The sequence below is a fragment of the Halobacillus sp. B23F22_5 genome (genome assembly GCF_043497085.1).
Taxonomy (GTDB): domain Bacteria; phylum Bacillota; class Bacilli; order Bacillales; family Halobacillaceae; genus Thalassobacillus.
Genome location: NZ_JBIEKI010000013.1, coordinates 37,559 through 50,801, shown reverse-complemented (window position 1 = coordinate 50,801; position 13,243 = coordinate 37,559). Strand labels below are relative to the sequence as shown.

Sequence of the window (13,243 nt, the reverse complement as noted above, 5' to 3'; positions counted from 1 at the left end):
CAACGTGACACAATGGCATTTATTTTTAGCTTTTTTCAGGGTTGGTATGCTGGGGTACGGAGGTGGCCCTGCATCCATCCCTTTGGTACATAAAGAAGTGGTAGATAAATATCAATGGATGGATGATAACGAATTCGGTGATTTATTGGCATTAGCAAATACGCTTCCAGGTCCAATTGCAACTAAAATGGCCGGATATATCGGCTATCGTGTCAGTGGCTGGTTCGGTCTTGTCAATGCGGTGCTAGCTACCATCATCCCCACCATCTTTTTAATGATCATTTTATTGACATCGTTATCGACTATCCAGGACGCAGGATGGGTACAGGGAATGACCAGTGCTGTCATGCCGGTAGTGGCTGTCATGCTGGCAGTGTTGACCTGGCAATTCTTCCATAAGGCGAAGCAAGGAATGGGATGGGTACAGACCCTGGCTATGTCTGTCGTCATCTTTCTATTGCTTACCTATCTTAATCTCCATCCGGGAATCATCATCGGACTGTTATTGCTGGCCGCAGTAGGGAGAAAAGAGCACCCCCATGCCCGGAAAGAAGAGAAGAAGGAGGAGGAAGGATGATCTACTGGCAAATCTTTTTGGCGTTCTTTATACCTGGGATCCTCGGTTATGGCGGGGGGCCTGCATCCATTCCTTTAGTAGAAAACGAAGTGGTCAAGCGCTATGACTGGATGACCGTCCAGGAATTCAGTGAAGTGCTTGCTTTAGGAAATGCTCTCCCAGGGCCAATAGCTACGAAGATGGCGGGCTACATCGGTTATGAGCAGGGAGGGGTTCTTGGAGCGTTTATTGGAGTCTTTGGTGCAGTAGCCCCTTCTTTGATTGTCATGATTTTCTTACTGGGTTTACTATATAAGTATAAAGATTCTCCTAAAGTACAACGGATGACCTTATATGTCCGGCCTGCTATCGCTATTTTGCTTGGCCTCATGGCTTGGCAGTTCTTTGCTGAAGCGCAAATGCAAATAGGATGGCTGCAATTGATCCTGATTGCCAGTTCCAGCTTTCTGCTGATTGAGCGAATGAAAGTCCATCCGGCTTTTGTCATCCTCCTTTCGCTTGTTTACGGCGCTGTGTTTTTAGGATAATATTGAAAAAGCCTCCACTTGTGAGGCTTTTTCTCATTACATAATAAAGAGGTTAGACATCATGTTAGCAACTGGACACCAAGTCTTAGGCTTCACCTTCGGGGTGATTGCCATCACGATTTTACAGCAGTTCGGCATAGCTCCTGTCCACACGATGGATGTCATACTGTTTTTTGTATTCGTTCTTTTCGGAGCGCTCCTGCCTGATATCGATACACCGGCATCCAGGCTCGGCAGCAAGTTCTGGCGGTTACTGATTTTACTTTTTCTGATCACTTTATTAGCCTATCTATTTTTCCCACACGTACTTGATACCTACCGGGAAGACTTGAAGATATTTGTTATGATGATGATTCCCATTTTAGTAATGCTTCGCGGGCATCGTAAAATGACCCATTCGATTCTGTTTTTAATGGTAATGTGGGTGTATTGCCAAGTGATAGTTGAATGGATGCATGTACCCTGGTTCTATTTATATGGCTTACTCGCCGGTGCTGTATCCCATCTTCTTGGAGATTATGTGACCAAAAAAGGGATTCCGATATTTTATCCTATATCGAAACGGCATTTCCGCTTTATTTTCACCTTCCGTACAGGATCCGTTACAGAAAAAACGATTGTAACCGTGTTGGTTATTTATAACGTATGGGTATTGATCATGAATGCTACTTAATCTAATCAGCAGCAGCCTATTGACTTTTACAGGTAAATTGAGTAATATTTTAACAATTCAATAATTACGCTGCGATGAAGAAGAGTAAGTATTCCTTTCCTTTTAAGAGAGCTGATGGCTGCTGGGAATCAGTAAGGCAGGAATAGTGAATGGGCTTCGGAGCGTTCGCGCCGAAAGTTTCAGTAGGTGCGACGGAGCTTCCACCGATAAAAGGAAGTCCATAGTGATTGCTATGGAAAAGTGCGTATGATTTATGCGAATGAAGGTGGCACCGCGAGAGTTCTCGTCCTTTGATTGGATCAAAGGATGAGAACTCTTTTTTATTTTTAGGAAAGGGAGGGAGCAGTATGAAACAGCGTACCATAACAGGTGTAAAGCCTACAGGAACACCACATGTCGGGAACTATATCGGAGCAATCAAGCCTGCTTTGGAACTGGCGGAAGATGAACAACGGGAAACTTTCTATTTCATCGCTGATTTGCATGCATTGAATTCGATTTATGATGGATCACAATTGAAGCAATTGACTTATGAGGTAGCTGCGACATGGCTTGCTTTAGGGCTTGACCCAAACACCTCGATGTTTTATCGTCAATCGGATGTGAAAGAGTTGGTGCACCTGCAATGGATTTTAAGCTCCGTTACCAATAAAGGACTGATGAATCGAGCGCATGCGTATAAAGCAAAAGTGGATGATAATCTTGCGCAAGGGAAAACAGAGGATGATGGCGTTAATATGGGACTATTCAATTACCCGATTATGATGGCTGCTGATATTCTTCTTTTCGAATCTGATGAGGTGCCTGTCGGTAAAGATAATATTCAACATATCGAAATGGCCAGAGATATTGCTGGCTCTTTCAATCATTTTTACGGGAAAACATTCAAGCTTCCTGACTATATTGTTACCGAAGAAACAGCTGTCATCCCCGGTTTAGACGGTCGTAAGATGAGTAAAAGTTATGGAAATACGATTCCTTTGTTTGAAGAGGAAAAGAAGCTTAACAAGCTGGTGAACCGGATAATTACGGATTCAGCAGCGCCAGATGCCCCAAAAAAGACAGAAGGATCAACGCTGTTTTCGCTTTATCAATCGTTTGCAACAGAAAAAGAAACGGAACAGATGCGACAAGCTTTTGCACAAGGGATAAGCTACGGGGAAATCAAGAAGGAGGTATTTTCTGTCATGAACCGGACATTAAGCGAACCGCGAAAGAAATTTCAAGACTTAATGGAAAATAAAACCAAGGTTGACCGAATGCTTTCAGAAGGAGCGGAAAAAGTAAGACCGATTGCTAAAGCAAAATTAGCTGAAGTGCAAAAGAAAGTGGGCCTGCAATAAACTTTCCCTTACAATATTGTGGTAAAAATGCAACCAATGGTCAAACTAAGCACAATACCAACAGGGAAGGAAGTATAAAGATGAAGTATGATCATTTAAGAAAACAACTGGAAGACCGTAAACAGGAAGTCGAGCAAGAGCTTGAACAGAATGATCACTTCGGGTTCAACCGTGGTTTTGCCAGCGATACTTCTTCCGGCGAATTATCCCAATATGACAACCATCCTGCAGATTCAGGAACAGAGCTCTATGAACGGGAGAAAGATATCGCCTTAAGTGCCCATATGCAAGAAGAATTGGCAGACATCAACTATTCCTTAAAGCAGATGGATGATGGAACCTACGGGATATGCGAGGTCACTGGTAAAGAAATACCGATGGAGCGGCTGGAAGCATTACCGACAGCGCGTACAGTAGTAGAGGCATCCCCGAATCAAAGTGCTTCGGACGACCGACCGGCAGAGGAAGATGTTCTGCAGACAACAGAGGAAGAGTATTATACAGGCAGCGAAGAAACAGAGTATAATGAGCAGAACGCTTATGAGCAGGTAGCTTCATTCAATGATAGCAGTATGACCTATGAAGATTCTTCGTTAATGGACAATAAAGATGGCTCTGGTTACGTGGAAACCTATGAGAACTTTGCTTCTACAGGAATTGAAGGATACACCGGGGATGAAAAAGTGGATTTCCAGCGTAACGTCCAATACGATCAATATATGCACGAACAAGAAAATATCGAGGATGAAGAAACAGAGTAAAATATCAAAAAACAGCAACCTTCCTTAAGCAGGGAGGTTGCTGTTTATATTTATCCGGCAGCTTTCGTTTCCAAAGACAAGAAACGTTGTATGTCTATTCAAATACAGGCAGAAAATAGTAACAAAATTCATTTCGAGTAAAACTCTATAATTTCTTCATTATGTGTGTTTCACCGCTAACAAAGAAGGGTTATAGGATGGGGAGGGAGAAGTGATAAAGGTTGGGAGGGGTCATAATGGAATACGAAAAATTACTGGCCACATTGTTTGATCAATCTATTCAAAGCGTGACGCCAGTCAACAAAGGTTTTTCCTCAGATGAAAAATTCATAGTCAGCCTTTTTGACGGAGAGCAGTTTTTCATAAAAATCAGTGGTATCGAGGCATTCGAAAGGAAAGAAAAAGAGTTTGAATGCCTTCATCATTTACAAAGAAAGGGTGTGAAAATGGCTGAGCCTGTTGCCCTTTACATGCTGGAATCTAACCGGCTATGTGTGCAGGTTTTTGGGTTTGTCGATGGCCAGGACGGTGAACTCACTCTGCCATATCTCACGGAAAAACAACAATACCAAACGGGAGTGGAAGCGGGAGAAGCTCTGCTAAAAATACATACACTTACATTGGAAAAGCCAGAGCAGACCTGGGAAGAATACCGTTATAACAAGTATGAAAAGTATATGGCATCCATTAAAGAGATGGATTCTATTCCAGTTGATCTGCATGAAATCGATTCATTCGTACAACAATACAAGCACCTGCTCAAGGGGCGGCCTTTGGTATTTAGTCATGGAGATTTTCATCCTTCCAATTTAATGATCTCCTCCAAAGGGTTGGAAGCGGTTATAGATTTTGAAAGGTATGATTGGGAAGACCCTTATCATGAATATTATAAAATGGCGCTTTTTTCACGAAATATTAGTATACCGTTTTCTGTTGGCCAGATTCATGGATATTTCAATGGAGAACCTCCATCTGTTTTTTGGGAGTATTATGCCCTTTATGCAGCGATGGTTTTTCCTGCAGATATTTATTGGTCGGCACAGATTACTCCTGATCAGGTTCAGTTAAGTTCTCAACGTCTGAACCAAATTCTTGAAGATCATGATTACTTCCACTCCCATAGGCCGCATTGGTACAGAACTTATACAAGAAAGGTGATGGATAAACATGTTTGAGAGGTGTCAGGAAGCCGCACAATGGATGGCTGCTTTTGAAGGAAAATGGTTCATTGCTGGTGGTTGGGCAATCGATTTGCATATTGGTGAAGAGACACGTCAGCATCAGGATATTGAGGTGGCAATTTTTCGTGATGACCAATCTCTCCTGAAGGAAACGATGTCAGGATGGGAGGTCCATGTAATAGAGAATCATCAATTGAGAGAATGGAACCAGTTAGAGCAATTGGAAATGCCGGTACATGAAATCCATGCAAAAATGGATGTACAGGAACTGGAAATCTTATTGAATGAAAGAGATGGTGACCGCTGGGTCTTCCGGAGGGACCCTGAAATCACTTTTCCCATTTCTCATATGCACCTTCACTCAGAACAAGGCTTTCCCTATTTGAACCCAGAAATTGTTTTACTGTATAAAGCAAAAGAAACCAAGCAAAAGGATGATCAGGATTTCGAGAACATTTTTCCAAGGTTGAATGAACGGCAGAAGGAATGGTTGAAGCAGGGGTTGATCCAATGTCACCCTAATCATCCATGGCTGGAGAAACTCCTGCTCTGACTAGTGTCATTTTTCCCCAGTTTAACTTGAGTAAGGAAAGGCAATAGAGTGCTTGTAATACATCTTATAGAATCGAGCTGACATAGGTTGAATACAACTTCTAATTCTAAAAAAGCAAAAGTGAATATTAGAGACAGTTTTTGGTTTCTACCGACTATTTACGGGATAATATCATTATTTGCAGTAGCAGTAGTCACATTTGCCGATCAAGCACTGCTGCCAATGATATCAAAAGCGATTCCTAATCTCTTTTTGACCAACCAGGACATTGCCAAATCGCTTTATAGCGCTTTGATTACAGCGATTTTGACAATGACCACGATCAGTTTTTCAACCATAATGGTTGTCCTGACTACTTATACTACCCAATTCTCACCCCGGACGCTTCAGAATTTTATGCAGAGCAGAGTGACGCAGCATGTGCTTGGTGTATATTCCTTTGGCTTCATTTTCACTTTGCTGAATTTGATTCTGCTTACAGAAGATAAAAAACAAGCGCTGGCAAGTCCGTTTTTTACGGTAGTAGTATCCATCGTTTGTTTAGCTTTTTTTATTTTGTTCATTCATCATTCGGCAAGGTTCGTCCAAGTGAATAATTTGATTGGAGAAATAAGAAAAAGCACATCAGCCATCATTGACAAAACATTTTCTAAGAAAAGTCACTTGGACGCCAGCGAATGGAATGAAACTGATATCTCCCAGTTAAAGGGAGGCAAAGGACAGTATATATTTGCCTCCAGGTCGGGTTATGTGCAACATGTGCAAATAAAAGAACTGGTACATTGGGCACAAGAGAATTATCTCATGTTAGAAGCCCATTTCTTTATTGGTGATTACGTCCAAAAAGGTATGCCATTATTTACTTATTGGGGCCAAAAGGAAGAGGTTGATTGTGATACCAGCCAATGTAACGAATTCCTTTTGATCGGAAATGAACGAACAGACCTGCAGGACATTGAATTTTCTATTCAGAAATTAGTTGAAATTGCTGTTAAGGCTATTTCACCGGGAATCAACGACCCCCATACCGCAGTAAATTGTATCAATAGAATTGGATCGATTTTGGCGGAGCTTGGCGATCAATATAAAGAAATACGCTATTACGCCGATGACGATGAGCATCTTCGATTGATTATGGAGCCTGCCCATTACAGCGATTATCTGTATAAAAGCTTTTATCAAATAAGAATCTACGGAAAGCATGATATTTCCGTCATGAATGCTGTACTCGATGCATTATATAGGGTAGCGGTTGTTAATAAAAAACCTGTAAAAAAAGAAGTTTGGAAGTTTGCTGAATACATGAGGTCGGCTATAGATGAAGAAGCTATGGCTGAGCTTGATTACTATTATTATAAGCAGTTAGTAGATAAACTGGCTATTGCATGTGATCAGTATATGGAATCAGAACGCCCTTGATAAAAGGGCTTCTTCTGTAAAGAAGCGTACATAGATTTGTAAGCTTACCCGAACAGTATGTTAGAAAGAAAAATGTATTCCTTCATTGCAATTTTTTGGTAGAATAGAAGACATGATTGCATGTATCGTGCATAGAAAAGGGGAACATGGACCATGAGGTTTGAATGGAAAAATATTTACCGCGGGATTCTAATGGGTGCAAGTGATGTAGTGCCAGGAGTCAGTGGCGGGACAATTGCAGTTGTTTTAGGGATTTATGATCGCTGGATCGATGCGATTAATGGGGTATTCAGTAAAAGGTGGAAGCAACAGCTTGGTTTTTTGATTCCATTATTGATTGGAGTAGGAACAGCATTTATTGTACTGAGCAGGTTGATAGAATGGCTGTTTGAGCATTATCCAGGACCGACGCAATATTTCTTTATGGGGCTGATCATTGGAGTGCTTCCGTATTTATACCATAAGGCTGATATGAAACATACCTTTAAAGGAAAGCATTATGTACTATTACTAATTGGAGCGGCGTTTGTAGCTTCACTGGCATTTTTCCAGGCAAGTGAGACAGAACCGATGCAAAACCTTACTATAGAAAATTATGTACTGTTATTCTTCTCTGGTTGGATTGCCAGCAGTGCAATGGTACTGCCTGGCATCAGTGGATCGATGATTTTATATATTATCGGTGTTTATTCTACGATCATTAACGGCATATCTAACTTTCAATTGGATGTTATTGGTGTTGTAGGTCTCGGGCTGGTGCTCGGTGTCGTGATCATGAGTAAGATAGTCAAATTTTTTCTTGATAATTATACCGAAGGCACCTTCGCTGTGATCATCGGTTTAGTCATTGGTTCCGTGGCCGTAGTATTTCCTGGTGTTCCGGAAAGTGGAGTGATGATGGCCGTCAGTGTGGTTGCTTTTATTGGTGGATTGCTGGCTGCTTATCTGCTTGGAAGAGTAGAATACAACTAGCACTGGATGCTATAGAGGAGGCAAAGACATGGAAGCGATCAAGGCAGAAGAAGTTTTCGACGAGATTATTGAAAAAAATGAACCAGTTATCACCAAGTTTGAGGGAGCCGGGTGTCCGGATTGCATCGTGATGGATATGTTTATTGGAGATATCATCGAGGAATATCAACAGTATGAATGGTACAAGGTGAACCGTGATGAGCTGCCTAATATCGCAAGCCGCTATGATGTGATGGGTATCCCTAGCATTTTATTATTCCAAAACGGTAAAAAGCAAGCGCATTTACATAGTGTGGATGCAAAAACACCGGAAGAAGTACAAGCATTTTTACATGCAAATCTATGATTTCTAGGGGCGGTCTCAATATGCCTATTGAGACGGCTCTTTTTATACATTGGCAGGTAATAGAGAGGAGGAAGGATCACTGTGACCACAAAGGTAATATTAGTTGGCGGTGGGCATGCACACTTGCATGTCATTCGCACGATGATTGAAGAGCGTGCCGATCAAGTGGAGTTACTTTTGATCTCGCGTTCTTCCTATCAAGTTTACTCTCCTATGCTTGCTGGTTATGCAGAAGGTGCTTATACAAAAAATCAGGTACAAATTGATCTGCGGAAGCTTTGTTCCAAAGCAAATGTTCCCTTTATTCAGAGGGAGGCAGCTTATATCAACACCAACAGCCGCAAGCTTGTTTGTAAAGATGGCGCCGTTTACCCATTTGATATGCTAAGTCTGGATATAGGGGCTAAAAGCACACAACAATTTTCAGGTGAAATCGCTTCAATGAAAGGAAATATTATAGAACAAATCAATACGCTGCGAGAAAGTCACTACCCGTTAATCGTGAGTGGGGATGCGTTAGGAGTCGAGTTAGCACTTGCAATCCAGGCTTATAAACGACGATTATCTAACAAAGGACATGTGCGTTTACTCAGTGAGAACCGCTTGTGTGAAGGCGAGTCCCAGTGGACACATCAAAAGATTCTCCGTATCCTGAAAAAAAATGACGTACAGGTTTGGGAAAATGAAAGTGTCCAGGCGATTCATGATGACCATCTTCTGACAGAGAAAAATAACAAAATCAGGTATACGGATTTATTATGGCAAGGCAGGCCGGCACCCAGTCCTCTCTATGAACGTTCGGGTCTCCCTACAAATGAAAAGGGGTTTGTAGAAAATCTGCCTACACTTCAAGTGGAAGACCATCCATATATATTTGCTGTTGGGGATGGAACAGCTATAGGAAGTAAGTTTAAACATTCAGACAGTGAAGGCCATGCCGTCAGACAAGGTGAGTTATTATGGAAAAATATTTGCAGTTCTTTGGATGACTCACCTTTAGAAGAGATCCAGCCACAAAAACGCGCTTACTCTATACTTTCTACAGGTGATCAGGAAGGTCTGCTCATATATGGGGCTGTCAGTGTCCATAACAAACAAGCATGGAAAGTAAGAAGCAAGCTTGATCAAAGTTACATGAATTATTTCCTTAACGATTAAAGAGAGGCTGTTTTAAATACAGCCTCTCACTTAATTTCTGGTATACTGTCCGCCATTTCCTTATCTTTCATAGAGCAAAGACTTTTTCTAAACTCTTTTGACTCAGATTCACTATAGATAATAATGATAGGAGACAAGAACGTCTGCTTTAATCACTAGCTGACCGGGTTCAATAGGGGTAGGAGCGGCTTGCAGCGCAGTCGCTTTAAAGAAAGGAGAGGGCTGACTGCTGTCAGGGCTCTCAATGACAGAGTGTGGGAGAGCGTTCAAGGTAGCATGAAGGGAGCGGGCAATTGTCTGTGCTTTTTGTTCTGCTTGTCGCAGTGCTTCTGTCAAAGCCTGGTTGTATATCACATCCGTATGCTGAAGTGAAAACTCCACTCCACGGACAATATTAGCCCCATTAGCTGTAGCAGTGTCAATGATCGAGCCAATCACAGTCATATCATAAAGGGTGATTTTCAATAGGTTGGTGACTTTGTAGCCTCGGAATACTTGCTCACCTTCTTTAAAGTCGTAGACTGGATTGATGCGGAATTCACTGGTTTGAATTTGGGACTCTGGTATCCCTGCCCTGATCAAGGCCTCCATAATCCTCTGGATGGATGCACTGTTTGCAGATTGAGCTTCTTGTAAACTCATATTCTCTGTTTCCACTCCAGTTATGATTACCGCCTGGTCAGGAGCGGCGGCCACCATCCCTGTGCCAGTGACCTTCATTGTCCATGGTTTTTCAGTTGTATTCCGCTGCATGGGGTAATGATACATACGGCAACACCTCCTATCTAGCATATGCTTGGATAGGTAGATTCATGTTTGAATACAACCCCATTATCACGAGGGGTCTCTTCAAAAGAATTACTGAAGTTTAAGAAGGAATAAAGGGGAGGGAGTCAAATAAATAACATATAAGGAAAGGGGGATTGGTGGATGGGAATTCAATGGTATGATTGGATAACGCCGACTACACCTGCTGCCGGGCTATTTTTCGGTTTTATTTTCACGCTGATCGTAGCCATTATGGTGAGGTGGCAAATGAAAAGCTGGCGGTTATTTTTTGTAGCACTGGGAGTAGGGGCAGGTGTTTCCTTGCTTTTGATAAGTGGATTGAATTGGCTGGGATATTATAGTTAGGAGTTGAATATATGAATAAAATGAAAAAAGAAGATCGTGAACAGGTAGTAGCTTCCATTCAGGAGTATTTTGAACTGGAAAGAGGAGAGCAGCTGGGCAGCATCGCCGCTGAACAGTTGCTGGACTTCTTTATGAAAGAGCTTGGTCCGTTTATGTATAATCAGGGCATTCGTGATGCAAAAGGATTAGTAGAAGAAAAAGTAATGAATTTGGAGGAAGACATATTAGCGTTGGAGCGTCCAGTCGGTCGGAATTTTTATCGGTAATATTAAATCCTCCCACCAAAAAACAGGTGGGAGGATTTTTAGTTGTCTTTAATTCTTAACCAAGGCAGTTTTTGAAACTGTGTGTTTGTACCTTCTAAATCTAAGTTGATACCTTCGCCTTTGGAAAGTACCAACTTTCCGTTCGCCAGATCCCAGGAATAGAAAGGGAGGCTTTTCTCTGCAGACGATTTAGGTATACCTAAACAGTAGATCTTTTGATATAATTCAACGGTTTGTGCTATATCAGGAACTCCTGTCTGAATCTTGTTGAATGACTGGGTGTTGATTAGATGGGGATCATCAGGTCGGTTACTGCCTTCCCATTCGATTAAAAAGGGAAGAGTAAGGTTAGCAGCCTCTGGAAACAGCATCCGCCATTTTAAGGTGGATCCGTCGGTTTTCTCCCTGCTGCCGGGAAAAGGTCCCTTATAAGAAATTCCTTTTTTATCCCAAGTATGGATAAAGTGATTCATGTCTGTGGTACGTAAAGCGAATTGAATCGGACCCTGTCTTCCGCTCGATAAAGCAAGTGCAAGCTGTTGAATTAAAGGATTATCTGAATGTCTCGCTATCTTTTCATTTTCAATTCCGATCCATTCGAGATAGCAATTATTTTGAAGATGACTCAAGTGATTGAATGTGCCCCAGCTTTCATGCCGACCGCCGGGAAAACCTTTAATTCTATAATTTTCTTCAAAGGCTATTTGTTCTTGGGACGGTTGATTAGTCGCAATCACCAGATGATCAAAAGCAAGCATAGATATACCCCCTTAGTTAGATAGGCCGAATACATCAGCTAATAATTCATAGGAACGTAATCGTTCTTCAAATGGATGAACGATAGTGTTGATGATTATTTCATTTACGCCATAACCGGATGCAAGGGTTTCCAGCTTTTTTTTCACTTGGGATGGAGACCCTACTGCCATACGGCGGCGGTTTTCCTGGATGCGTTCTTTTTCAAAAAAAGTATAGGGATAGCGTGTGGCCTCCTCAGCAGTAGGGAAATGCTCCCGTTTCTCGCCTTGTTCTATTTTAATCAAGGCTAAATCAAGGCTGGAGGCCAGGTATTCTGCTTTATCTTCCGTATCCGCGCAGATGGCAAAAACCGAAACATTTCCTTCTGGGTGAGACTGTTGCAGGGAAGGTGTGAAGTGTTCTTCATAACGCTTCATTGCTCTTGTTCCCCCATAACCGTTAATGAAATGTGCAAAAGAATAGGAAGTGCCAAGATCCGAGGCAAGACGTGCACTTGTACCACTGGATCCGAGCATCCAGACAGGGGGAGCTGTTTCTCCCAGAGGTGTAGCGTAAACATTCATTTCATAAGGGTCGTGGCCGTGAAGGTAGGCCATAAGATCTTTCACCTGTTGGGGATAGCTATCAATAGAAGGATGCTTTCCATTATTCAGTGCCAGGTTTACATTGGGTAAGCCTCCTGGTGCTCGTCCGACCCCTAAATCAATACGGTTGGGGTGAAGCGTTTCAAGCACCCGAAACGACTCTGCGACTTTATACGCGCTATAATGAGGGAGGAGGATACCTCCTGTGCCCACCCGGATTTGCTTCGTATGGGCGGCAAGATGCGCAATTAGAATTTCTGGAGCGGATCCTGCCAGGCTTTTCGTACTATGATGTTCGGATACCCAAAACCGGTGATAACCAAGCCTATCGGTGAATCGAGCCAGTTCCGTCGTTTGCTGTAAAGCTTGAGTTGGAGATGTGTTTGTTAAAATAGGCGATTGATCTAATACGCTCAGTCTCATGGTTTTCTCCTTTCGTACTATTCACGTACATCCTGCCATTACTATGACCAGGATGCAACCTATCCGCTTTTTATTTTGATGGCTTTGTTAAATCTCAGTGTTAGTTTTACAGATAAGCTCCCTTTACTTGAAGACTCAGTTTCGAGAGAAACTGTTTCCGTTACGGTTGGGAGCATTTGGAGGTCCGGGAAATCACTCGCTTTCCATGGGCGTACGGTGAGCTTCCTCAGGCTTCGCCTTGCGGGATCTCACCATGTACTATCCTCCCATAGGAGTCTCGCAATTTCCCGGACCTCCTTGCTTTTATAAGAGAAACGGAAACATTGGTATGCCGTGCTACAAGCTTAGAGAGAGCTACTCATAAAAGCGCGCTTATATCCTGCATCATAGCTCCATATGATTTGTTGTAGAAGACACCGTCATCTATGGCAGGGGTTCTTTTCTCTCATCCTTCGGATGGGGTGGTTGGGAAACTGCAAGACTCCCGCGGGAGAAGGAGCTAGGCAAGACCCCACAGAAAGTGTAACGACCGAGGAGGCTTGCCAGTTCCCCCGCAGGAAAGCGAGT

16 protein-coding genes and 1 other annotated feature are annotated in these 13,243 nt (G+C 42.5%); of the genes, 13 read left to right on the top strand and 3 right to left on the bottom strand.

What is annotated here, in order from left to right; translation table 11 throughout:
• Positions 1 to 4: 4 nt before the first annotated feature.
• From ACGTN9_RS15470 to ACGTN9_RS15420, 11 genes are all read left to right on the top strand, one after another.
• Positions 5 to 577 carry a chromate transporter gene (locus ACGTN9_RS15470; protein ID WP_499594247.1) on the top strand — a complete coding sequence of 191 codons (573 nt, stop codon included), beginning with the start codon at positions 5 to 7 and terminating at the stop codon, positions 575 to 577.
• Entirely contained in the window at positions 574 to 1,104 is a 531-nt protein-coding gene (locus ACGTN9_RS15465) for a chromate transporter (RefSeq protein ID WP_499594245.1), read from the top strand. Before ACGTN9_RS15470 ends, ACGTN9_RS15465 begins: the two co-directional genes overlap by 4 nt.
• A gap of 61 nt (positions 1,105 to 1,165) precedes the next feature.
• Entirely contained in the window at positions 1,166 to 1,777 is a 612-nt protein-coding gene (locus ACGTN9_RS15460; protein WP_499594243.1) for a metal-dependent hydrolase, read from the top strand.
• 62 nt (positions 1,778 to 1,839) lie between these two features.
• Positions 1,840 to 2,071 (top strand) — a binding site (T-box leader).
• Between the two features lie 53 nt (positions 2,072 to 2,124).
• Positions 2,125 to 3,120 carry a tryptophan--tRNA ligase gene (locus ACGTN9_RS15455; protein ID WP_499594241.1) on the top strand — a complete coding sequence of 332 codons (996 nt, stop codon included), beginning with the start codon at positions 2,125 to 2,127 and terminating at the stop codon, positions 3,118 to 3,120.
• Positions 3,121 to 3,200: 80 nt separating this feature from the next.
• Positions 3,201 to 3,881: a TraR/DksA C4-type zinc finger protein gene (locus ACGTN9_RS15450; RefSeq protein WP_499594239.1), complete on the top strand. Its 681-nt coding sequence runs from the start codon at positions 3,201 to 3,203 to the stop codon at positions 3,879 to 3,881.
• Positions 3,882 to 4,117: 236 nt separating this feature from the next.
• A complete protein-coding gene (locus ACGTN9_RS15445; protein ID WP_499594237.1) occupies positions 4,118 to 5,056 on the top strand; it encodes an aminoglycoside phosphotransferase family protein in 939 nt (312 codons plus the stop codon).
• Positions 5,049 to 5,615 (top strand): nucleotidyltransferase domain-containing protein, encoded by a 567-nt coding sequence (locus ACGTN9_RS15440; RefSeq protein WP_499594235.1) that lies wholly within the window; start codon positions 5,049 to 5,051, stop codon positions 5,613 to 5,615. The genes ACGTN9_RS15445 and ACGTN9_RS15440 overlap by 8 nt, the downstream gene beginning before the upstream one ends.
• Positions 5,616 to 5,735: 120 nt before the next feature.
• Positions 5,736 to 7,034, top strand: coding sequence for a DUF2254 domain-containing protein (locus ACGTN9_RS15435; RefSeq protein WP_499594233.1), 1,299 nt, complete (start codon positions 5,736 to 5,738; stop codon positions 7,032 to 7,034).
• 153 nt (positions 7,035 to 7,187) lie between these two features.
• On the top strand, positions 7,188 to 8,006 hold the full coding sequence (locus tag ACGTN9_RS15430; protein WP_499594231.1) for a DUF368 domain-containing protein: 819 nt from the start codon (positions 7,188 to 7,190) through the stop codon (positions 8,004 to 8,006).
• Positions 8,007 to 8,034: 28 nt separating this feature from the next.
• On the top strand, positions 8,035 to 8,352 hold the full coding sequence (locus ACGTN9_RS15425; protein ID WP_499594229.1) for a thioredoxin family protein: 318 nt from the start codon (positions 8,035 to 8,037) through the stop codon (positions 8,350 to 8,352).
• A gap of 81 nt (positions 8,353 to 8,433) precedes the next feature.
• A complete protein-coding gene (locus ACGTN9_RS15420) occupies positions 8,434 to 9,510 on the top strand; it encodes an NAD(P)/FAD-dependent oxidoreductase (RefSeq protein ID WP_499594227.1) in 1,077 nt (358 codons plus the stop codon).
• Positions 9,511 to 9,621: 111 nt separating this feature from the next.
• Here ACGTN9_RS15420 and ACGTN9_RS15415 read toward each other — a convergent pair whose 3' ends face one another.
• Complete coding sequence (locus ACGTN9_RS15415; RefSeq protein ID WP_499594225.1) at positions 9,622 to 10,278, bottom strand: SIMPL domain-containing protein; 657 nt, start codon at positions 10,276 to 10,278, stop codon at positions 9,622 to 9,624.
• Between the two features lie 162 nt (positions 10,279 to 10,440).
• Here ACGTN9_RS15415 and ACGTN9_RS15410 point away from each other — a divergent pair, with 162 nt between their 5' ends.
• Positions 10,441 to 10,644 (top strand): hypothetical protein, encoded by a 204-nt coding sequence (locus ACGTN9_RS15410; RefSeq protein ID WP_499594223.1) that lies wholly within the window; start codon positions 10,441 to 10,443, stop codon positions 10,642 to 10,644.
• Positions 10,645 to 10,655: 11 nt separating this feature from the next.
• On the top strand, positions 10,656 to 10,910 hold the full coding sequence (locus ACGTN9_RS15405; RefSeq protein WP_499594221.1) for a DUF2164 domain-containing protein: 255 nt from the start codon (positions 10,656 to 10,658) through the stop codon (positions 10,908 to 10,910).
• A gap of 38 nt (positions 10,911 to 10,948) precedes the next feature.
• On the opposite strand, the gene ACGTN9_RS15400 is transcribed toward ACGTN9_RS15405, so the two are convergent.
• Together ACGTN9_RS15400 and ACGTN9_RS15395 are read right to left on the bottom strand one after the other, a co-directional pair.
• Positions 10,949 to 11,668, bottom strand: coding sequence for a VOC family protein (locus ACGTN9_RS15400; protein ID WP_499594219.1), 720 nt, complete (start codon positions 11,666 to 11,668; stop codon positions 10,949 to 10,951).
• A 12-nt stretch (positions 11,669 to 11,680) separates the two neighbouring features.
• Positions 11,681 to 12,676, bottom strand: a complete 996-nt coding sequence (locus ACGTN9_RS15395) for an LLM class flavin-dependent oxidoreductase (protein WP_499594217.1) — start codon at positions 12,674 to 12,676, stop codon at positions 11,681 to 11,683.
• Between the last annotated feature and the right edge of the window lie 567 nt (positions 12,677 to 13,243).